The 18,986-nt window shown below is 69.0% G+C and carries 21 protein-coding genes and 1 pseudogene; 7 read left to right on the top strand and 15 right to left on the bottom strand.

The window, feature by feature from the left end; all coding sequences use genetic code 11:
• Positions 1–261: 261 nt before the first annotated feature.
• The 5 genes from OG223_RS27560 to OG223_RS27540 all read right to left on the bottom strand — a co-directional run bounded on the left by OG223_RS27560 (position 262) and on the right by OG223_RS27540 (position 3,422).
• The gene (locus tag OG223_RS27560) at positions 262–510 is read right to left on the bottom strand and encodes a hypothetical protein (protein ID WP_329254011.1); all 249 of its coding nucleotides are present in this window, start codon (positions 508–510) and stop codon (positions 262–264) included.
• Between the two features lie 294 nt (positions 511–804).
• Positions 805–1,251: an SH3 domain-containing protein gene (locus OG223_RS27555; protein ID WP_329254008.1), complete on the bottom strand. Its 447-nt coding sequence runs from the start codon at positions 1,249–1,251 to the stop codon at positions 805–807.
• Between the two features lie 809 nt (positions 1,252–2,060).
• The gene (locus OG223_RS27550) at positions 2,061–2,294 is read right to left on the bottom strand and encodes a hypothetical protein (protein WP_329254005.1); all 234 of its coding nucleotides are present in this window, start codon (positions 2,292–2,294) and stop codon (positions 2,061–2,063) included.
• 450 nt (positions 2,295–2,744) lie between these two features.
• Entirely contained in the window at positions 2,745–3,026 is a 282-nt protein-coding gene (locus OG223_RS27545; RefSeq protein ID WP_443073747.1) for a DUF7848 domain-containing protein, read from the bottom strand.
• A 216-nt stretch (positions 3,027–3,242) separates the two neighbouring features.
• Entirely contained in the window at positions 3,243–3,422 is a 180-nt protein-coding gene (locus OG223_RS27540; RefSeq protein WP_329253999.1) for a hypothetical protein, read from the bottom strand.
• Positions 3,423–3,553: 131 nt separating this feature from the next.
• On the opposite strand from OG223_RS27540, the gene OG223_RS27535 reads away from it, so the two are divergent.
• Together OG223_RS27535 and OG223_RS27530 are read left to right on the top strand one after the other, a co-directional pair.
• Positions 3,554–4,369 carry a helix-turn-helix domain-containing protein gene (locus OG223_RS27535; RefSeq protein ID WP_329253996.1) on the top strand — a complete coding sequence of 272 codons (816 nt, stop codon included), beginning with the start codon at positions 3,554–3,556 and terminating at the stop codon, positions 4,367–4,369.
• The gene (locus OG223_RS27530) at positions 4,366–4,581 is read left to right on the top strand and encodes a DUF397 domain-containing protein (protein WP_329253993.1); all 216 of its coding nucleotides are present in this window, start codon (positions 4,366–4,368) and stop codon (positions 4,579–4,581) included. The genes OG223_RS27535 and OG223_RS27530 overlap by 4 nt, the downstream gene beginning before the upstream one ends.
• A 146-nt stretch (positions 4,582–4,727) precedes the next feature.
• Here OG223_RS27530 and OG223_RS27525 read toward each other — a convergent pair whose 3' ends face one another.
• From OG223_RS27525 to OG223_RS27485, 9 genes and pseudogenes are all read right to left on the bottom strand, one after another.
• Positions 4,728–5,699 (bottom strand): pirin family protein, encoded by a 972-nt coding sequence (locus OG223_RS27525; RefSeq protein ID WP_329253990.1) that lies wholly within the window; start codon positions 5,697–5,699, stop codon positions 4,728–4,730.
• Positions 5,700–5,732: 33 nt separating this feature from the next.
• Positions 5,733–5,999 carry a hypothetical protein gene (locus OG223_RS27520; RefSeq protein WP_406124258.1) on the bottom strand — a complete coding sequence of 89 codons (267 nt, stop codon included), beginning with the start codon at positions 5,997–5,999 and terminating at the stop codon, positions 5,733–5,735.
• A 143-nt stretch (positions 6,000–6,142) separates the two neighbouring features.
• Entirely contained in the window at positions 6,143–6,886 is a 744-nt protein-coding gene (locus tag OG223_RS27515; RefSeq protein WP_329253988.1) for a tryptophan 2,3-dioxygenase family protein, read from the bottom strand.
• Complete coding sequence (locus OG223_RS27510) at positions 6,883–7,872, bottom strand: diiron oxygenase (protein WP_329253985.1); 990 nt, start codon at positions 7,870–7,872, stop codon at positions 6,883–6,885. Before OG223_RS27510 ends, OG223_RS27515 begins: the two co-directional genes overlap by 4 nt.
• A complete protein-coding gene (locus tag OG223_RS27505) occupies positions 7,869–9,332 on the bottom strand; it encodes an aminotransferase class I/II-fold pyridoxal phosphate-dependent enzyme (RefSeq protein ID WP_329253982.1) in 1,464 nt (487 codons plus the stop codon). The genes OG223_RS27510 and OG223_RS27505 overlap by 4 nt, the downstream gene beginning before the upstream one ends.
• Positions 9,329–9,478, bottom strand: a complete 150-nt coding sequence (locus tag OG223_RS27500) for a hypothetical protein (protein ID WP_329253979.1) — start codon at positions 9,476–9,478, stop codon at positions 9,329–9,331. Before OG223_RS27500 ends, OG223_RS27505 begins: the two co-directional genes overlap by 4 nt.
• Entirely contained in the window at positions 9,478–10,161 is a 684-nt protein-coding gene (locus OG223_RS27495; RefSeq protein WP_329265503.1) for an SDR family oxidoreductase, read from the bottom strand. Before OG223_RS27495 ends, OG223_RS27500 begins: the two co-directional genes overlap by 1 nt.
• Before the next feature lie 297 nt (positions 10,162–10,458).
• Positions 10,459–10,602: pseudogene (locus tag OG223_RS27490) on the bottom strand (SDR family NAD(P)-dependent oxidoreductase); the annotation flags it as partial.
• Positions 10,603–10,772: 170 nt separating this feature from the next.
• Positions 10,773–11,246: an SseB family protein gene (locus OG223_RS27485; protein ID WP_019073480.1), complete on the bottom strand. Its 474-nt coding sequence runs from the start codon at positions 11,244–11,246 to the stop codon at positions 10,773–10,775.
• A gap of 136 nt (positions 11,247–11,382) precedes the next feature.
• On the opposite strand from OG223_RS27485, the gene OG223_RS27480 reads away from it, so the two are divergent.
• The 5 genes from OG223_RS27480 (at position 11,383) to OG223_RS27460 (ending at position 16,466) form a co-directional block, all read left to right on the top strand.
• The gene (locus OG223_RS27480; RefSeq protein WP_329253976.1) at positions 11,383–13,224 is read left to right on the top strand and encodes an acyl-CoA dehydrogenase; all 1,842 of its coding nucleotides are present in this window, start codon (positions 11,383–11,385) and stop codon (positions 13,222–13,224) included.
• Between the two features lie 121 nt (positions 13,225–13,345).
• Positions 13,346–14,641: a M18 family aminopeptidase gene (locus OG223_RS27475; RefSeq protein ID WP_329253974.1), complete on the top strand. Its 1,296-nt coding sequence runs from the start codon at positions 13,346–13,348 to the stop codon at positions 14,639–14,641.
• A 92-nt stretch (positions 14,642–14,733) separates the two neighbouring features.
• On the top strand, positions 14,734–14,961 hold the full coding sequence (locus OG223_RS27470; protein WP_329253971.1) for a DUF6458 family protein: 228 nt from the start codon (positions 14,734–14,736) through the stop codon (positions 14,959–14,961).
• A 239-nt stretch (positions 14,962–15,200) separates the two neighbouring features.
• Complete coding sequence (locus OG223_RS27465) at positions 15,201–16,259, top strand: glycosyltransferase family 2 protein (protein WP_329253968.1); 1,059 nt, start codon at positions 15,201–15,203, stop codon at positions 16,257–16,259.
• A 42-nt stretch (positions 16,260–16,301) separates the two neighbouring features.
• Positions 16,302–16,466 carry a hypothetical protein gene (locus OG223_RS27460; RefSeq protein WP_200712931.1) on the top strand — a complete coding sequence of 55 codons (165 nt, stop codon included), beginning with the start codon at positions 16,302–16,304 and terminating at the stop codon, positions 16,464–16,466.
• Between the two features lie 575 nt (positions 16,467–17,041).
• On the opposite strand, the gene OG223_RS27455 is transcribed toward OG223_RS27460, so the two are convergent.
• Positions 17,042–18,970: a thioredoxin-like domain-containing protein gene (locus OG223_RS27455; RefSeq protein ID WP_329253965.1), complete on the bottom strand. Its 1,929-nt coding sequence runs from the start codon at positions 18,968–18,970 to the stop codon at positions 17,042–17,044.
• Positions 18,971–18,986: the final 16 nt, after the last annotated feature.

Genomic DNA, 18,986 nt, shown 5'->3' with positions numbered 1-18,986 from the left:
TACTCAACAGACCGCTAGCCATGCGCCGGCCCAGCCTGCCCAAGCAGCTTTCGCGTCACCTGGTGCAGCTCTGCGTGTGCTGCCGAACAGCGAAGATCACAGGCCCCGCACCCGTGATCTTGATCCGGCGCCTGCATCCCGCGCACACGATGAACTCTCCGTGCCGATCAGTCTCGACGCTCACCCGAGAGCCCTTCGCCGTCTTCCAGTCATCCCGCGCCATCCCCGCTCCCCTTCCCTCTCATCTCTCAGCATGAGTCATCACTCCCGCCGTAACACCCGAGCTATCAGCCGGGCATCCTCCGGTCTCAGCCACACCACCGGCTCACCGTGCGCCCCCGCATGTGGCACCGCCCGCACAGCCCCCGCGTCGATGCCGATCGCCTCCAGGGCGCCGTTCACCTCATCAGCCGCTTCCGCCGCCATGCGCCAGCCCGCCACGTAGTCGATACCCGGCACATAGGCGACGTCCTCAGGCTCGCAGTAGTCCCCAACCGATCCGTTCGCCATCGCACACCATCCCCTATCCCCTTCGTCGCCACTCACACCCCAAGCAGAGACCGCCACGCCACGAGAGGTAGAGCATTTCTTAGCACGAGCAAATAGATCAACAGAATATGCTCACGCGTCACACGAGGGGTCAACCACCGGCAGTGCGGTCACGGAACTGAATCAATCACCACACCTTCTACACACTTCCTTCACTAGATCTCCATATCATCTGGCTGTGATCACACAGCAACGGCCCTCCCCCGCCGCAGCGGAGAAGGGCCGTCGATCTAGGTCAGACCTCCCGGCACTCGATCAGTACAGGTACATCTCGGTGACCCAGCCCGTGAAGCCACGAGGGAGACCGCTCGGCGAGGCCTTCACGAGCCGGACCTTGTCCCAGCGCTGCCCGTGACGGTCACGCGCCGACGCAATAGCCCGCACGCGCTGCCCCCTGTAGATCAGGCCGAGGATCATCCGGTTCGTGCCCGGACCCGTGCGCACCCGCAACCCGTTCACCGTGGCCGTCTTGTACGGCCCGTCGTTCACGCCGTTGATGGCGGCCACCTGACTGGACTGGACGCCCGACCGCTCCACGTCCGGAGTCAGCGCCGACGCACCCGAGACACCCACTAGGCCGACACCGGCCACGAGCGCAGTCGACACAGCCAGCGACCGCAGTGCATTACGCCCCATGATCAAAACCCCTTCGATTCGGAAGAGGACGAGCAGCCGCCGATCGATCACCAGGTAGCCACTCATCCGAATAAGTGGCCAGCATCAGACAACCGAACCATGTAGGTCAACCACTTATCCGGATGAGCTTCCCACCGCGCCACCCGCTACTCGTCCGGCCCCGGCGAGATGAGGTGGGCACAGTCAAGGCAGTGGGCCGTCTCGCGTGAACGACGAGGAGACCCCGCCCATGCGCCACGGGGGAACGACGCACGGACGGGGCGATTAGGAGAGTTCACTGGTGTCCGGGCCAATCGGGGTCATCCTGGGCTGTGGGAAGCTCACCGTCTCCCTCAGCCCAGTGGTTGACCCACCCGCACAGACCACAGGCGTAGCGCCCGTTCAGGCCTGAGACCTCAGCTCCGCACTCTCGGCACTCAGTTGTGGTGATCTCGTTGTTACTGAGGGGCGCACCCGCTGTAGGCGCGCGTTCCGACGGCCGCTCGGTGGTCATGCCCAAAGCCTACCGATGGACTCGGGGCGACCCCAGAGGACCATCCGCATTGATTCGAGCAGATCCACGAGCCGTTGGGCCCCTGGATTGCTGCCGCTCCACAGTTACCACAGGTCATTTTCTTGAACCTCCGCTAGCTCCGCAGACACCGCAGTGCCACGTTCCATCAGGGTTGTCGTTGACTAACGCACCGCAGGTAGGGCAGTTCACTTATGTCGTTACCTCTTTCTGAGACAGTGCACCCGTCTTATGTCGGTGCGGTCCGTTCTGGCCCGTTCGGCTACCGCCGTCTTCTGATAGCCGAACGGGGCTTTCCCGCCCCTGCCGGGATTCTGAATTTCCGTTGAGGTCGGATATTCAGTTGCATCCGACAGGGGCGGAGTCATTGTTTTGGAACTTCTTCGGGAAGGTCTCCAATGATCCATTCAATTGGTATGTCTCCCCCCTCGGTGAGCGCCGCGTCAAGGCCTTTCCAGAGGTGAGCAAGACGTAATGCTCCACTCTTCCAAGCGGCCAATGTCCTAAGCCCTCTTGTGTACTCAGGATCGGTCAGCTCCTCAGCCGCAATAGCTGTTTGGTCGTACAACTCGCGTGTTTCTATTTCGTCGCTGTCCATCAGGCTATTCGTAGCGCTCCCATGTGTGTCCTCCTCTGTGTGCGTCGTACAGCCAGCAGGCGTCTTCTTTCGACGGGCTCTTAGAAGGGCAATAGGGTCGGATCCGGACTGCGATGTCACTGCCATCCACATCCCAGGTAACCCAAACGTCTCCGTCGGCCTGCCCCGCTTCGAGATCCAGAAGTAGGGCAGAGTGATCGCCGTAACGGTGGGAATCTAGTTCACAACTCACGTATTCCCGAGCCATGTCCCGCGTGGTTGCATTGCTGGCAATTTCAAGCGCTGCGTTACGCATGCCTTCCGGCACGGCGAGCGCTGCGCCACACTCCGTGAAGAGGGATACCAGCATTTACGCCATACCAAGAACAGCACCAGCGATGAAGCCGCACGTACCGCTGAGCGCGATGATCACTAATAGGCCCACCCACTGAGCGGCGTAAGGGATTCTCCTCATGCCCTCACCCTCTCGACACGGGCCGGTTCAAGACCGGCCGGAAAACCCTGAACGGTCAACTCCGCGAAGTCGTCGAACCGGCGCCTGAAATGCATGTGCCCGGTCTCCTTCATATGCCCTCTCATCCAGTCGTCAACGTCGGTGGGGTTGTCGTGCTTTTCGGATTGGGCCCCGCAGGCTTCTTCGTCACCGGCCACGCAGTACGCGGAATACTCGGGTTCAACGGTGGGGTCCTGACGAGTCGTGTAGGACACGTACCGAAAGACGCTGCGACTCACTTCAAATTCCCCCTGCACTACGGGAATTGACCTCAGAGACGACCGTACTCAGGGCTTCGGACAGCGGCACATATTCGAGATTCATCGTCTCGGCGTCCCACTCTCGGCCACCCTCAAGGGGGCGAAGCTGGACGCGTCCGCCGACGTGGCCCATGACGCGGCCGACGGCTCCGCGCTGAGAGTCCGTGACAGTGGTCCCGACGGGAGGGTTCCCGTTCATGCGATCAGCCGCCGCAGTCCGGCTTTAACGGCCCGGAGGTCCACGGTGTCCGGGTCAGTGAAGCCACCGCGCGGACGCCAGGCGAGTAAGGCCCAGGGGCCCAACTCCCGCTGTAGCGCGACCAGCTCCGCCACGTCATCTGACGTGCCTGTGGTCGTGGTTGGGGTGCTGGTCATGGCCGGTTGCCGTACCTTCCGCATCTCGCTGCTGTGTGTGACTTCTCCCTCACACCATGGCGTGCAGACGCGTACGCTCAACAGAGGGAAGGGGTTTCCAACGCAGGTGGAAAGGCTGGTGAGTTGAACAGGTGAGCGAAGAGCCGGAGCCGGCGAACGGCCTTGAGTGGTTCGGGCAAGAGCTAGCCGCAGCGTTAGAGCACAAAGGGGCGACGCAACAGGAGCTAGCGGATTCCACCGGCTACAAGGCCCCGTACGTGTCGAAGGCCAAGAAGGGCAAGGCGCTTCCGTCACTCCACTTCGCGGAGGGGTGCGACCGCTTCTTCAACACCAGTGGGTCCTTCGTGCGGCTACTGACCAGGATCTCGCAGCACGGACACCCTGAGTGGTTCGTGCCGTACGTGGAGCTTGAGAAGGCCGCCACCAAGATTGAGGACTACAGCACCAGTTTCGTCATGGGCATGCTACAGACGCCCGAGTACGCGCAAGCAGTCTTCCGGGCGGCGCATCCTCGCGAGACTGAAAGCCAGATCAAAGGGCGGGTCGAACTCCGTCTCCGCCGCCGTGACGTCCTGGACCGGCCGGAGCCGCCGTTCCTGTGGGTCATCTTCCATGAGGCCGTGTTGCGCACGACCGTCGGCAATCCGGGAACCATGGCCGGACAGCTACAGCACCTTGTGCACATGGCGGAAAGCCCGCACGTCACGCTTCAGGTTCTGGCCTTCGAGGCGGGTGCCCCCGCGTCCGGTCTGCCGTTTATCCTGCTTACGCCAGACGACGGGGCGACGGTCTTGTACTCGGAGACCACCGGCAAGGGGTCCGTCAACGACTCGCCGTCTGCCGTGCGGGATTGGTCGGCTACCTATGAGCGGCTACGTGCGGCAGCAGAGTCAGAGACACGTTCCTTGGCCCTGATCCACTCGATCATGGAGGAGCACGCCAGATGAGCAACACCCCCGCCCCACGCGGCGATGTGTGGGTCAAGAGCACGTACAGCGACGGGCAGGGCGGCAACTGCATCGAGTGGGCACCGTCGTACGCCATGACTCACGGTGTCGTCCCGATACGGGACAGCAAGACCCCCAACGCTCCGGCGCTCATGCTCTCGCCCGAAGGGTTCGCTGGACTTGTGGCGTTCGCGCGCAGCGCCGACGTGTAGCCGATTCAACAGAGAACCCCATGTTTCCTGGTAGGCAGGAAACATGGGGTTCTGTCGTGTCAGGAACCAACCGCCAAGCCCCGCCCCGCACTTGGGGAGCGGGACTTGGCGGTTGGCGACGCTGAATTGCTCAGCTCTGCGAAGGCCTACAGTCCACCCTCGCTCATGCCGTGCACGGCGGGGATGGTGCCCAGCCGACCCTTCTGGAAGTCCTCGAAGGCCTGCTGAAGTTCGTCACGCGTGTTCATGACGAACGGGCCGTAGTGCGCCATCGGCTCACGGATCGGCTGACCGCCGAGGATGACGACCTCAAGGTCAGGGGTGTTCCCGTCCTGCTGCTCGTCCGCGCGAACAGTCAGCGAGGAGCCTGCACCGAACACGGCCGTCTGGCCCAGGTGGATCGGACGACGCTCCGCGCCCACCGACCCCTTGCCCGCCATGACGTACACCAGGCCGTTGAAGTCCTCCCGCCAAGGCAGGGTGAGTTCCGCACCCGGCGCCACCGTCGCGTGAACCATCGTGATCGGGGTGTGCGTGATGCCGGGGCCCTGGTGACCGTCCAGCTCACCGGCGATGACCCGCAGCAGCGCGCCGCCGTCCGGAGTCGTCAGCAACTGCACCTGACCACCACGAATGTCCTGGTAGCGCGGGGCCATCATCTTGTCCTTGGCCGGCAGGTTCACCCAGAGCTGGAGCCCGTGGAAGAGACCGCCGGACACGACCAGCGACTCCGGCGGAGCCTCGATGTGCAGCAGGCCCGCGCCCGCCGTCATCCACTGCGTGTCGCCGTTGGTGATGGTGCCGCCACCGCCGTTGGAGTCCTGGTGATCAAAGACGCCGTCGATGATGTACGTGACGGTCTCGAAGCCACGGTGCGGATGCCACGGGGTCCCTTTTGGCTCTCCAGGCTGATATTCCACCTCGCCCATCTGATCCATCATGATGAACGGGTCGAGGTGGCGGTAGTTGATCCCGGCGAACGCGCGGCGCACCGGGAACCCTTCGCCCTCGAAGCCACTCGGCGCCGTCGTGACAGTGAGCACGGGACGAGCGACAGCGTCAGCCGAGGCGGCCACGCGCGGGAGCGTCAGGGGGTTGTCGACAGTTACAGCAGGCATGGTGACTCTCCTTCAGGTGGAAGTATCCGCAGCTCAGCGACCGTGTACCGATGTACGCACCCAACTGGTAGAGTCCTTCGGCTCGCCCGGCGCGTACTCCACCTCGCCCATCTGGTCCATCATGATGAACGGGTCGAGGTGGCGGTAGTTGATCCCGGCGAACGCGCGGCGCACCGGGAAGCCCTCACCCTCGAAACCGCTGGGCGCGGTCGAGACGGCGAGCACGGGACGTGCCACGGCGTCGGCCGGCGCGGCCACGCGGGGCAGGGTCAGCGGGTTCTCTACGGTCACTGCAGGCATGTCGGGACCTCCTTGTGCGTCGAGTTTAGTTGAGCGTTGAACTTTCTGCTACCCCACAACAGAAGAAGCCCGGAGGACATTCCCTCCGGGCTCCCGCCCGACCCGCCCGCACGGCGGACACACACAGCGGACACATCAGGGGCTCACAGCACGGCGCCCCGAGCCTCCCACAGCCGGGGGAAGAACCGTTCCCCGGTACGGCCCCGCAGATACGCGGCACCCGAACTGCCCGCCGTACCGCGCTCCCCGCCGAGCTGCCGCTCCACGACGCGGACGTGCCGGGCCCGCCACCGCGCCCACCCCTCGTCGTGGCCGAGCAGGGCGTCCGCGAGCTCGCCGAGGGGGCCCTCGCCGCGGAAGGCCGCGGCCCGGCCCGGACCCGGGAGGCCCGCCAGCGCCGCGAGGAAGCCGTCCCACAGGGTCGGTTCCAGCAGGCGGCGGTCCAGGCGGGCCCGCTCGGTGCCGGTGAGCCAGCGCATCCGGCGGGGGCGGTCCCGGCGGGCGGGGTCCCGGTGCGCCGAGAGCGCCTCGATCTCGTGGAACTGGGCCGACTGCCCGCCGCTGGCCGTGCCCAGCGCGCCGCGGAACTCCCGGAAGTCGCCCGGCGCCATGGTGTCCAGCAGCTCCAGCGTGCCGAGCAGCTCCCGCTCGATCTCGTGGCAGCGGCTCAGTCGTCGTACCGCTACGGCGTTCTCGCCCGCCAGCATCCGGTCGCGGGCGTCGGTGAGCTCGACGAGGAGCTGCTTGAACCAGAGTTCGTGGACCTGGTGCACGGTGATGAACAGATGCTCGTCGTGCGCGGCGGCGGCCTGCGGCACCTGCTGGCCGAGGAGCTGCGGCAGCCGCAGATACGTGCCGTAGGTGAGGCTCGTGGTGGTCGGGTTCACGGGGTCTCCTCGTGGCCGTCGTCGCCGGAGCCGTGGCCGTCGCCGAGGCCGTGGGCGGCGAAGTGCTCGCGGGCGCCCGGGAGTTCGAAGACGCCGACGGCCGCGCAGAGCCGTAGCGTCGAGCGGGCGGTCTCGTTCAGGCGGCGCGGGTCGGGGCCGGCCGCGCAGCAGTCGGCGGCGACCCGGCGCGCGGTGTCCGGGTCGAGGCCGGCCAACCGCAGGGAGCCGCGGACGGGGGCGAGGTCCCAGGTCAGGGCGGTGCGGATCAGCTCGGGCAGGGCGTGTGCGGCGGCGGCGCGGTCGGCGGCGGAGAGGTGGGTCCACGCCTCGCGGAAGAGGGCGGAGAAGAAACGGTGGTGGCGGCCCTCGTCCCGGGCGTGGTCGCGCAGCAGGTCGCGCACCACGCGGACGACGGACTCGTCGCCCGGCACCTCGTTGAGCACGGCCGTGATCAGCGTCTCGAACACCACCGCCTGAAGGAGTCCGGCGAGCGCGGGCGCGCCGGGCAGCGCGCGGTGCGCCGAGCCGCGCAGCCGGTCGACGAAGCCGCCGTAGTCCTGGTCGGGTATCGCGATGCCGGTCACGGCGGCGATCTGGTCGGCGAGGTCGAGGCTGTAGAGGGCGTGGTAGCCCTCGTCGCAGTAGACCTTGAAGGCGTCCGGGCGCAGGGCGGCGGGCAGGTCGAGTCCGGTACGGCCGTTGGCCACGGCTTCGGCGGCCGTGTTGACGACCCGGGTCTCCAGGTGGGTCGTCGACAGCAGGAACTGGTAGAGGTGCCGCACGGTCAGCTCCCGCAGCCGCTCGGGCGGCAGTTCCCGTACGGCGTCATGTCCGGCGTACGGCACCAGGGCGACCGGGAAGAAGACCTTGCCGCGCTCGGTCTCCTCGTGGAACATCCGGCGCACTCCGGTACGGACGCCCGCCTGCTCGTACCAGCGGTCGAGGGGGCCGGGCGGGTGCGGTCGGGGGGTGTCGGACGGCGTCACGGGGTGCTCCCTTCCGGGTGAGGGCTGCGTCGGGCGGGTCCCGTGGGTGTGGTCCGAGCAGCCGGCCCGGTCGAAGCGCGGGCTTCTTCACCAGGGCCTCCGTCACCACGGCTGGGTCGAGCCGGCCCTGCGGGTGCGATCGCGCGGCATCCCGTGTCGTCGTCGTGGGGCACACGGAGTGCGTGCGGTAGGTGCGGTGCGTGCGGTGCGCGGGGGGCATGGGACGCACGGGGTGTTCCGTTCGGGTTGAGGAGGTGGCCGAGCCGGGCCAGGGCCTCCTCCACCAGGGCCGCGTCGAGTGAGTGGCAGATGCGGAACCAGCCGGGGCGGGGGGCGTGGAAGGCCTCGCCGGGCAGGATGCTGACGTGGGTGCGGTCGAGGATCTCGTGCCAGAGCGCGCGTTCTCCGGCGAAGCCGGGGCGGGGCAGCCAGGCGGCCAGGTCGGCCCAGACCGAGCAGCCGGCCTGCGCGGGGGCGTACGGGATGCCGAAGCCGTCCAGGAGCGCGGCGGCCCGGGTGTACGAGGTGGCGAGGCGGCGCCGGTTCTCGACGAGGAAGGCGTGCACGCGCGCGGGGTCGGCCAGCAGCCGGGTGAGGTGGGCCTGGGTGTGGGTGGAGACGGGCGCGAAGTAGGCGAGGGCGCGGGCCGCGTCCCGGATCTCCGGGTCGGTGGTGTGCAGCACACCCGCCTTGAGACCGGGCAGCCCGAAGTCCTTGGCGAAACCCCACACGGTGTGGACGCGGGCGGGGTCGGGGGCGACCGTTCGCAGCGCGGTGAAGGGCAGCGGCCCGAACACCGACCCCGCGTAGATCTCGTCGGCGACGACGTCCACGCCGTGATGGGCCGCCACCGCGGCCAACTCCCGCAGTTCCACGGCCGGATGGACCGCTCCGGTCGGATTCGCGGGCGACGCCAGCGCGATGGCCCGTACGTCCACGCCGTCCCGCCGGGCCTCGGCGAGCGTCCGGTCCACGGACCCTACGGCGAGACCGTGGCCGTCCGCCGCGTCCGGCGGGGCGAGCAGCAGCCGAGCACCGGAACGGCCGCCGAGGTCGGTGTCGAGGGCGCCGTAGCAGGGCGTGGGCACGACGATCGCCTCACCCGGGTCGCACAGCGCGGTGGCGGCCACGTCGAGGGCCGCGGTCGCCCCCGCCACCACGACCAGGTCCTCGGGGTCGACGGGCCGACCGCCCATGGAGCCGAGATGCCGTGCGATGTGCTCGCGCAGCTCCGGGGTGCCGTACAGGGGCGCGTAACGGGTCTCGCGCGCCGTCAGGGGCGGTGGCGGCAGCTCGCCGTGCAGGTCCTGCACGAGCCGGTTCTCGGCGGTACCGAGATTGAGCCACCCGTCGGGGCGCAGGCTGGGGTGGTAGGGCAGTGCCTCGGCGCGGAAGTGGGCCTCGGCGATGGCGGGCGAACCGGAGACGAGGCGGGCGGCCTGGCGGGAGGGCGGGGTCACGGGGTGGCTCCGGGGGCCTCGGCATGGACACGCGGCTCCGCGACGGCGGACGAACCGGCGAGGAAGCCGGCGGCCCGACGGATGCCCGGGATCGTCGCTCCGCCTCCGGCACGGAAACGCACCCCTTCGACAACGCCCCCTGGCATCACCTCTCCACCCCCGCCCCTTCCACCACCCCGCCGAGCAACCCCGGCCGCACCCCCAACCCCATCGACGCGTCGATCACCGCCCCGTGCAGCAGCCCCGCGCCCGGGCCGGCCAGCCACCACACCAGTTCCGCTATCTCCTCGGGGTGGATCAACCGGCCGCCGGGCAGGGTGGATTCGAGGGCGGCGCGGCGGGACGGGGTGAGGCCCGCGAGGGTGCTGGCCTCGAACATGGGGGTGTCCACGGCGCCGGGGCAGATCGCGATGACGTCGACGGGGTCGTGGACCAGTTCCGCGGCCAGGTGGCGGGTGAGATACGCGAGGGCCGCCTTGCTCATGCCGTCCGCGACGCGGAAACCCGGGAACTGCGCGACGCCCCCGCCGACACTGGCGACGTTGACGATCGTGCCCCGGCCGCGTGCCCGCATGCCCGGCAGCAGTTGTTCACTGAGCCAGAGCGGTCCCACGGCGTTGATCTGGAGGAACGCGGCGTCCTGGGCGTGGCCGGGACCGGGGACGTACTGCTCGACCGTCTTCGAGCCGACCGCCGCGTTGTTGATCAGGACGTCGACCGGTCCCGGCAGTTCCGCGACCAGGCGCTCATGATCGGGCCACTCACCCTGCCGGAACTCGAAGGCCCGCGGCGCGTAGCGGCAGCCGTCCGCCGGTCCCGCAGGGCCCACCGATCCCGTCGGGCCCACCGATCCCGTCGGGCCCGCAGAGCCCCTCAGGCCCTCAGACTCCGACGGTCCTCCCCGGCCTCCCGGCCCCGCAGATCGCGCCGATCCCGTCGGTTCCGCCGGCTCCGCCGGCTCCGCCGGGCCGCCCGGAGATCCTCCCGGTCCCCTCAGTCCCGCCGATCCACCCGATCCCGCCAGACCAGCCTGCCCCCATGGTCCGGCCGATCCCGCCTGTCCCCGTGGTCCCGCCCATTCCGCCGGTCCCGCCAACTCCTCGGAGCGTCCCCCCGACCCCGACAACTCCGCCACCAGCCGAGCCGCCCGCTCCCGCCCCGAGTGGTACGTGAACCAGACATGGTCACCCCCGCGCGCGAACCGCCGCACGCACGCCTGCCCGATCCCCGCCGAGCCGCCTGTGATCAGTACGTTCCGTGTCGCCGCCATGCGGGCCCCCGTCAGTGTGCCGCGTCCGTTCTCTGACGGACCCGCACACTTCCAGCCACCCGGGGCGCACCCCCACGGCGCCGGACACACCGCCGACTTCTCGTCGGATCGCGCTCCGCACTTCAGCGACTAGGCCACCGAGTCGCCGGGTCACCGAGCCACGGCGCTGCTCAGCCGTACATCCTGCGCATCGCGAACTCCACCATCTGCTCGACCGCCTTCGCGTCGAACACCATCCGGTGCTCGCCCTCCATGTCGACGACGAAGCCGTACCCCGTCGGCAGCAGGTCGATGACCTCGGCGCCGGTGATGACGAAGTACTTGGACTCCTTGCCGGCGTAGCGGCGCAGTTCCTTCAGCGAGGTGAACATCGGGATCACCGGCTGCTGGGTGTTGTGGAGCGCGAGGAAGCCCGGGTTGTCGCCGCGCGGGCAGTACACCTTGGACGTCGCGAAGACCTGCTGGAAGTCCTCCGCGGCCATCTGCCCGGTGGTGAACGCACGCACCGCGTCCGCCAGCGAGGGCGGGGACGGCTCGGGGTAGAGCGGTGGCTGCTGGCCGTAGCCGCCCACGCCACCGGCCATCTGCTGCTGGGGCGGGACGTACCCCTGCTGAGCGCCCACGTTCTGGTCGTAGCCGTACATGCCCGCAAGAGTACTGAGTCACAGATGGACGGCTTGGGGTTGCGTCTTATTACCGACGGGTAGCATCATCGTAGCTACTGCTTAGTACAAGTCTCGTTGCACATCTTTCTACGGATCTTTCTACGGAGTCGTCGCCATGGGGCACTACAAGTCGAATCTCCGCGACATCGAGTTCAACCTCTTCGAGGTCCTCGGGCGCGACAAGCTGTACGGCACCGGTCCGTTCGCGGAGATGGACACGGACACGGCCAAGAGCGTCCTGGAGGAGCTGACCCGGCTCGCGGAGAACGAGCTCGCGGAGTCCTTCGCCGACGCCGACCGCAACCCGCCGGTCTTCGACCCGGAGACGAACACCGCGCCGGTGCCCGCCTCCTTCAAGAAGAGCTACAAGGCCTTCATGGACTCGGAGTACTGGCGGCTGGGCCTGCCCGAGGCCATCGGCGGTACGACGGCTCCCCCGTCCCTGATCTGGTCGTACGCGGAGCTGATCCTCGGCGCGAACCCGGCCGTGTGGATGTACTGCTCCGGCCCGGCCTTCGCCGGGATCCTCTACGACGAGGGCAACGACGTACAGAAGAAGATCGCGCAGCTCGCGGTGGAGCGGACCTGGGGCTCGACCATGGTGCTGACCGAGCCCGACGCGGGTTCCGATGTCGGCGCGGGCCGTACCAAGGCCATCCAGCAGGACGACGGCTCCTGGCACATCGAGGGCGTCAAGCGCTTCATCACGTCCGGTGAGCACGACATGGAGGAGAACATCCTCCACTACGTGCTGGCGCGGCCGGAGGGCCACGGCCCGGGCACCAAGGGGCTCTCCCTCTTCCTCGTGCCGAAGTTCCTCTTCGACGTCGAGACCGGCGAGCTGGGCGAGCGCAACGGCGTCTACGCCACCAACGTCGAGCACAAGATGGGCCTCAAGGCGTCCAACACCTGCGAGATGACCTTCGGCGACCGCCACCCCGCCAAGGGCTGGCTGATCGGCGACAAGCACGACGGCATCCGCCAGATGTTCCGGATCATCGAGTTCGCTCGCATGATGGTCGGCACGAAGGCGATCTCCACGCTGTCGACCGGCTACCTCAACGCCCTGGAGTACGCCAAGGAGCGCGTCCAGGGTCCCGACCTCGCGCAGTTCATGGACAAGGCCGCGCCCAAGGTCACCATCACGCACCACCCGGACGTGCGCCGCTCGCTGATCACGCAGAAGGCGTACGCCGAGGGCATGCGCGCTCTCGTGCTGTACACCGCGTCGGTCCAGGACGCGATCGCCGTCAAGGAGTCCGAGGGCGAGGACGCGTCCACCGAGCACGCGCTCAACGACCTCCTCCTGCCGATCGTCAAGGGCTACGGCTCCGAGAAGGGCTACGAGCAGCTCGCGCAGTCGCTGCAGACCTTCGGCGGCTCCGGGTTCCTCCAGGAGTACCCGATCGAGCAGTACATCCGGGACGCCAAGATCGACACCCTGTACGAGGGCACGACCGCGATCCAGGGCCAGGACTTCTTCTTCCGGAAGATCGTCCGCAACCAGGGCGCGGCCCTCAACTCCCTCGCCGAGGACATCAAGAAGTTCCTCGCGCTGGGGACGGGCGGCGAGGACCTGGCCGGTGCCCGTGAACACCTCGCCAAGGCGGCCGTCGAGCTGGAGGCCATCGTCGGCCTGATGCTGACCGACCTCGCGGCGACCGAGCAGGACGTCAAGAACATCTACAAGGTGGGCCTCAACACCACCCGCCTGCTGCTCGCCTCCGGTGACGTGGTCGTCGGCTACCTGCTCCTCAAGGGTGCCGCGATCGCCACCGAGAAGCTGGAGGCCGCCTCCACCAAGGCGGTGTCCGCCAAGGACGTGGCCTTCTACACCGGCAAGATCGCGGCCGCGAAGTTCTTCGCGGGCAACGTTCTGCCGGGCGTGACCCTGGCCCGCAAGGTCGCCGAGGGCGTAGAACTGGACCTGATGGAACTGGACGAGGCAGCCTTCTAGACAAGTCCCCGACACGTTCCAGGACAACACCGGTACAGCTTCGCGAAACCCCACATCGCCCTTGTGAGGGCCCGCTCCCACCCCCGGGAGCGGGCCCTCGTACGTCGTTAAGGTGAACCCCATGAGCGCACCCTCCCGCTTCGACCGCGGCCACACCGACGATCTGATGTCCTTCCTGGCGGCGAGCCCCACGCCGTACCACGCCGTGGCGAACACCGCCGAGCGCCTGGAGAAGGCCGGATTCAGGCAGGTCGCCGAGACGGACGCCTGGGAGGGGACGACCGGCGGCAAGTACGTGCTGCGCGGTGGCGCGATCGTGGCCTGGTACGTCCCCGAGGGTGCGGCCCCCCACACCCCCTTCCGCATCATCGGCGCGCACACCGACTCCCCGAACCTGCGGGTCAAGCCGCGCCCCGACACCGGCGGGCACGGCTGGCGCCAGGTCGCCGTCGAGATCTACGGCGGGCCGCTGCTCAACTCCTGGCTCGACCGGGACCTCGGTCTCGCCGGGCGGCTGAGCCTCCGGGACGGTTCGACGCGGCTGGTGAACGTGGACCGGCCGCTGCTCAGAGTGCCCCAACTCGCCATCCACCTGGACCGTTCCGTGTCGGCGGACGGGCTCAAGCTGGACAAGCAGCGGCACCTCCAGCCGATCTGGGGCCTGGGCGACGACGTCCGCGACGGCGACCTGATCGCCTTCCTGGAGGAGGAGACGGGGCTCGCGCCGGGCGAGGTCACCGGCTGGGACCTGATGACCCACTCCGTGGAGGCACCCGCCTATCTGGGCCGTGACCAGGAGCTGGTCGCCGCTCCGCGCATGGACAACCTGCTGTCCCTGCACTCCGGCGCCGCCGCGCTCGCCTCCGCCGCGGCCCGCGAGGACCTGCCGTACATCCCCGTGCTGGCCGGTTTCGACCACGAGGAGAACGGCTCGCAGTCCGACACCGGCGCGGACGGGCCGCTGCTCGGCGGGATCCTGGAGCGGTCGGTGTTCGCGCGCGGCGGCTCGTACGAGGACCGGGCCCGCGCCTTCGCCGGGACCGTCTGCCTGTCCTCCGACACAGGTCACGCGGTGCACCCGAACTACGCGGAGCGGCACGACCCGACGCACCACCCGCGCGTCAACGGCGGCCCGATCCTCAAGGTCAACGTCAACAACCGCTACGCCACGGACGGTTCGGGCCGCGCGGTGTTCACCGCCGCCTGCGAGAAGGCCGGCGTGCCCTTCCAGACCTTCGTCTCCAACAACTCCATGCCCTGCGGCACGACGATCGGCCCGATCACCGCGGCCCGGCACGGCATCAAGACCGTGGACATCGGCGTGGCGATCCTCTCGATGCACAGCGCCCGCGAACTCTGCGGCGACCGCGACCCGTTCCTGCTGGCCAACGCGTTGCTGGCGTTCCTGGAGGGTTAGCCAACTCCCCTTTGACGCATGGGTGTTGCCTCCCCGGGTACCCGGTGGCGGACCGGGCCGACCGGACCGGATCGGACAGGGAGGCGACACTCATGGGCCTGGGCGGATGCATCATCCTCATCGCCGTCGGCGCGATTCTGACGTTCGCGACCGACTGGCACATGCAGGGGGTCAACCTCGACCTGGTCGGCGTGATCCTCATGGTCGTCGGGCTGATCGGCGTCTTGACGTTCAGCAGCATGGCCCGGCGCAGGCGCGTGGTGATACCGGGTCAGACGACCGTCGTCGAGGACGACGAGACGCGCGGCTACCGCGGCTGATACGGCTCGTACGCCTGGTACGGCTCCCGATCCACACCTTCGACGGTGGATAGGTGGGCGTATCCCACACACGCACCGAATCGCCCGCACAGGACATACACAGCCAACCGTGAGCAATCCGTGACGCGGGGCGCATTGTGCGGTTGTGTGAACCTCGTGAAGACTTCGTGCAGTTGAGGGCCCGGGGAGAGGCAGCCCCGGGCCCGTCTCACGATCGTCGCGGGGGGGGAGCTGCTGCCGTGCTCGAACCACGGCTGGTGGTGCTCATACCGGCCCACAACGAAGCGGACCGCATCGGCGCCGCGATCGAGGGCTTGTGGCGGCAAACCCGCAAACCCGACCTGATCGTCGTCGTCACCGACAACTGCACCGACGACACGGCCGAAGTCGCCGCCTCGCACGGCGCGGACATCTTCGCCACCCGGGGCAACACCCACAAGAAGGCCGGCGCCCTCAACCAGGCCATCGACTGGGTCCTGCCCCACCTCGACGAACGCGACCTCCTCCTCGTCCAGGACGCCGACACCGTCCTCAACCCCTGGTTCAGCGAGACCGCGACGGCCACCTTCAACCGCAAGGTCGGCGCCGTCGGCGGAGTCTTCTACGGCGAGCGGGGCGGCGGACTCCTCGGTCTGCTCCAGCGCATGGAGTTCCAGCGCTACGCATGGGAGCTGGACCGCACCGGCGGCAAGGCCCAGGTCCTCACCGGCACCGGCACCATGTTCCGCGCCCGCGTCCTGCGCGAGGTGCGGGACGCCCGGCTCTCGGGCCTGATCGGCGGCGGCGACGGCTACTACAGCCTCGCCTCGCTCACCGAGGACGACGAGATGACCAAGGCGGTCAAGACCCTCGGCTACCGCGCCATGTCCCCGGCGGGCTGCGCGGTCACCACCGAGGTCATGACCAGCCTCCCCAAACTCTGGCACCAACGCCTGCGCTGGCAGCGCGGCGCCCTGGAGAACCTCCGCGACTACGGCTGGACCAAGGTCACCGCCCGCTACTTCCTCCAGCAGTTCCTGATGGGCTTCGGCGCGCTGTCGTTCCTGGTCTACCTGACCTTCATGGCCACGTACACCACGCTGTACGGCTGGCCCGGCCTCTCCCCGTTCTGGACCGCGATCGGCCTGATCTTCGTGGTCGAGAAGACCGTCTCCGTCCGCCGCGCCGGCCCCGTCGCGGTCCTGGTCGCCGCGCTGATGATCCCCGAGATGCTCTACGACCTCTTCCAGCACGCCGTCTACTTCACCTCCCTGTGGGGCCTGGTCCGCCGCAGCGAGGAGAAGTGGGTGGCCACCTAGCCCACCCCTCACACCACTTCACGCCCCCAAGGAGAAACGTTTATGTACGGAAGAGTTGTCGGCGCCGGCACAACCGGCGCCGGTGGAGCCACCCTGGCCGCGACGGGCCTGTGGCTGAACAGCATGGCGATGATGGTGGCGGCGACGACGCTGGTCGCGGCGGGCATGGCGGTGTACAAGCTGGCACCGCGGGCGCGTCGGCGGTAGCGCCTCCGGCAGGTCAGGGCGCGGGAGGTCGGCGGTGTCCGACGGGCGCCGGTGAGCGGGACGTGGTGCGTGCGGCTCTGCACGGCGGAGGAGACGTCGGCATCAGCGGCCGGCGCCGTGGGTGACGCCACGGGTGACGCCACGGGTGACGCCATGGGTGACGCGACGGGGTCCCCGCGCGAGGTCGTTCGAGCGTGGGGGAGTTGTCGGCGACCGACGACACCTCCGCTCTGGCCATTCTGATCGCTCCTGGTTGGGCGTCCGGCGCCCGATCCGCTCGCGGCCCGCCGCCGGGCGGCAGCGCGAGGCGCGTCTCCCCCGCCCTGAAGGCAAGGGGAGTGCGTGCCACATCTCGCGTCTGCGACATGATCCGCCGGACAGGTCCGTCACACCGGTGGATCCCGCTTGCCGCCCAGACCACGCGCAGCCCCGGCATCGCATGGGGGCAGCGGCTCGTGTCGCCGTAGGTGCGGGCTCTCGCGTGGCGGGCGAGTGTGCGGGGCGTCGCGGGACGGACGGGAACGTCGGACAGGCCCCGGCGCCCGGTCGTTACCGAGCCCCGCCGATCCCCCGTTTCAGGCGTCCTGGTTGTCCTGGTCGTCCCGGCCGTCGCGGTCGTCCATGCCCGCCAGAACGAGGGGGAGACGGTCCGCCCCGCCCTCGGTGACGCGGACCGGGACGCCCCAGTCCTGCTGGTGGACGTGGCAGGCGGGGTACTCTCCCCCAGTCTTCGACCGGGAGGTGCCCCCAGACGGATCGTCGTCGCAGGACGCGGCCATCGCGGAGACGTGCAACACGCCTTCCGCGACAGCCGCGTTGAGGGTCAGGGTGCGGTTCAGGTCCGTGCCCGCGCCCTCGCCGGCGACGAGCAGCTCGGGCGGGGTGGCGGAGACGAGGAGCCGGGTCGAGGGGCCGATGGGGGCGCCCCCGCGCGAGTCTGTTCGAGCGTGGGGGAGGGTGTCGAGCTTCTGCCCGGGCGGCGCCTGGAAGATGACGTCCAACTTCAGCTCGCCGGGGGCGACTTCGGTGGCCGCGCGCTGGGTGCGATGGGCCACGGACTCGACCCGGACCGCCTCCTCCGGCAGGCGCAGCCGGGTCAGCCGGTGCCGGGCCGACTCGACGACCAGGATCTCGTCACCGACCAGGACGGCATCGCTCGGCTCCTTCAAGTCCGTGGCCAGCGTGGTGACTTCGCCGGTCGCGGGGTCGTAGCGGCGCAGCGCGTGGTTGTACGTGTCGCTGATCGCCACCGAGCCGTCCGGGAGCGCGGTGACGCCCAACGGGTGCTGGAGCAACGCCTGTTCGGCCGCTCCGTCACGGTGCCCGAAGTCGAAGAGTCCGGTGCCGACGGCGGTGTGGACGGCCCCGTCGAGGTCCACCCAGCGCACGGCGGACGTCTCGGAGTCGGCCAGCCACAGCCGGTCGGCGGTCGCGGCGAGCCCGGACGGCTGCGCGAACCAGGCCTCGGCGCCGGGCCCGTCGACGAGCCCCTCGTTCGTGGTGCCGGCGGTGACGGCGACGGTGTTGTCGGCGGGGTCGTAGGCCCAGAGTTGATGCACACCGGCCATGGCGATCCAGAGCCTGCCCTGCCACCGGGCCACGTCCCAGGGGGAGGAGAGGCTGACCTCGCGGGCGGGGCCCGAGGTGGGCTCGCCCTGCATCCACTGACGGCCCGTACCGGCGAGGGTCGTGACGGCGCCGGTGGTGAGGTCGAGGCGGCGCAGCGCGTGGTTCACCGTGTCGGCGACGACGACGGACCCGTCCGCGCCGAGGGCGAGCCCCTGCGGTTCGTTGAAGGTGGCGTAGTCGGCAGTCCCGTCACCGAACCCGCGCGCCCCGGAACCGATCCGCCGTACGACGCTCTCCCCGTCCGCCGCCAGCTCGACGAGTTGATGCCGGGTGGTGTCGCTGACCAGGAAGGTGCCGCCGGGGAGGGCGATCGCCTTGCCGGGAAAGCGCAGCACGGTGGGCTCGGGCTCCGGTGCCACATACGGGCCGTCCCCGCGCCGGAGCGTCCCCTTCGCCGCGTGCTCGGTCTCCAGCTCCGTCACCAGCCGCTCGATGGCGTGCGCGTGCCCCTCGCCCGCGTGCTGCGCGACGACGTACCCCTCGGGGTCGATCACGACGAGCGTCGGCCACGCGCGCACGGCGTACTGCTTCCAGGTCGCCAACTCCGGGTCGTCCAGCACCGGATGCTCGACGCCGTACCGCTCGACCGCGTCCACGACCGCCTGATGCTCGGCCTCGTGCGCGAACTTCGGCGAGTGCACCCCGATGATCACCACCGTGTCCCGGTGCTTCTCCTCCAGCTCCCGCAGTTCGTCCAGGACATGCAGGCAGTTGATGCAACAGAAGGTCCAGAAGTCCAGGATGACGATGCGTCCCCGCAGGTCGGCGAGGGTGTACTGCTTGTCACCCGTGTTCAGCCAGCCGCCCCTGCCGGTGAGCTGGGGAGCGCGGACGCGGGCGCGTCGGGAGGTGCGGGGCGAGGATGCGTCGGTCATGGATCAAGAGTGCCAC

Source organism: Streptomyces sp. NBC_01478 (genome assembly GCF_036227225.1).
Taxonomy (GTDB): Bacteria; Actinomycetota; Actinomycetes; order Streptomycetales; family Streptomycetaceae; genus Streptomyces.
This window is presented reverse-complemented; position numbering and strand designations above follow the sequence as displayed.

Bases quoted from the DNA above. Each gene is read 5' to 3' on its own strand.
- OG223_RS27540 (WP_329253999.1), bottom strand. From the start codon at position 3,422: ATGACCAGCACCCCAACCACGACCACAGGCACGTCAGATGACGTGGCG.
- OG223_RS27475 (WP_329253974.1), top strand. From the start codon at position 13,346: ATGAGCGCACCCTCCCGCTTCGACCGCGGCCACACCGACGATCTGATG.
- OG223_RS27485 (WP_019073480.1), bottom strand. From the start codon at position 11,246: ATGTACGGCTACGACCAGAACGTGGGCGCTCAGCAGGGGTACGTCCCG.
- OG223_RS27555 (WP_329254008.1), bottom strand. From the start codon at position 1,251: ATGAGTGGCTACCTGGTGATCGATCGGCGGCTGCTCGTCCTCTTCCGA.
- OG223_RS27480 (WP_329253976.1), top strand. From the start codon at position 11,383: ATGGGGCACTACAAGTCGAATCTCCGCGACATCGAGTTCAACCTCTTC.
- OG223_RS27500 (WP_329253979.1), bottom strand. From the start codon at position 9,478: ATGCCAGGGGGCGTTGTCGAAGGGGTGCGTTTCCGTGCCGGAGGCGGA.
- OG223_RS27455 (WP_329253965.1), bottom strand. From the start codon at position 18,970: ATGACCGACGCATCCTCGCCCCGCACCTCCCGACGCGCCCGCGTCCGC.
- OG223_RS27560 (WP_329254011.1), bottom strand. From the start codon at position 510: ATGGCGAACGGATCGGTTGGGGACTACTGCGAGCCTGAGGACGTCGCC.
- OG223_RS27470 (WP_329253971.1), top strand. From the start codon at position 14,734: ATGGGCCTGGGCGGATGCATCATCCTCATCGCCGTCGGCGCGATTCTG.
- OG223_RS27520 (WP_406124258.1), bottom strand. From the start codon at position 5,999: ATGCCTGCAGTGACCGTAGAGAACCCGCTGACCCTGCCCCGCGTGGCC.
- OG223_RS27460 (WP_200712931.1), top strand. From the start codon at position 16,302: ATGTACGGAAGAGTTGTCGGCGCCGGCACAACCGGCGCCGGTGGAGCC.
- OG223_RS27525 (WP_329253990.1), bottom strand. From the start codon at position 5,699: ATGCCTGCTGTAACTGTCGACAACCCCCTGACGCTCCCGCGCGTGGCC.
- OG223_RS27550 (WP_329254005.1), bottom strand. From the start codon at position 2,294: ATGGACAGCGACGAAATAGAAACACGCGAGTTGTACGACCAAACAGCT.
- OG223_RS27530 (WP_329253993.1), top strand. From the start codon at position 4,366: ATGAGCAACACCCCCGCCCCACGCGGCGATGTGTGGGTCAAGAGCACG.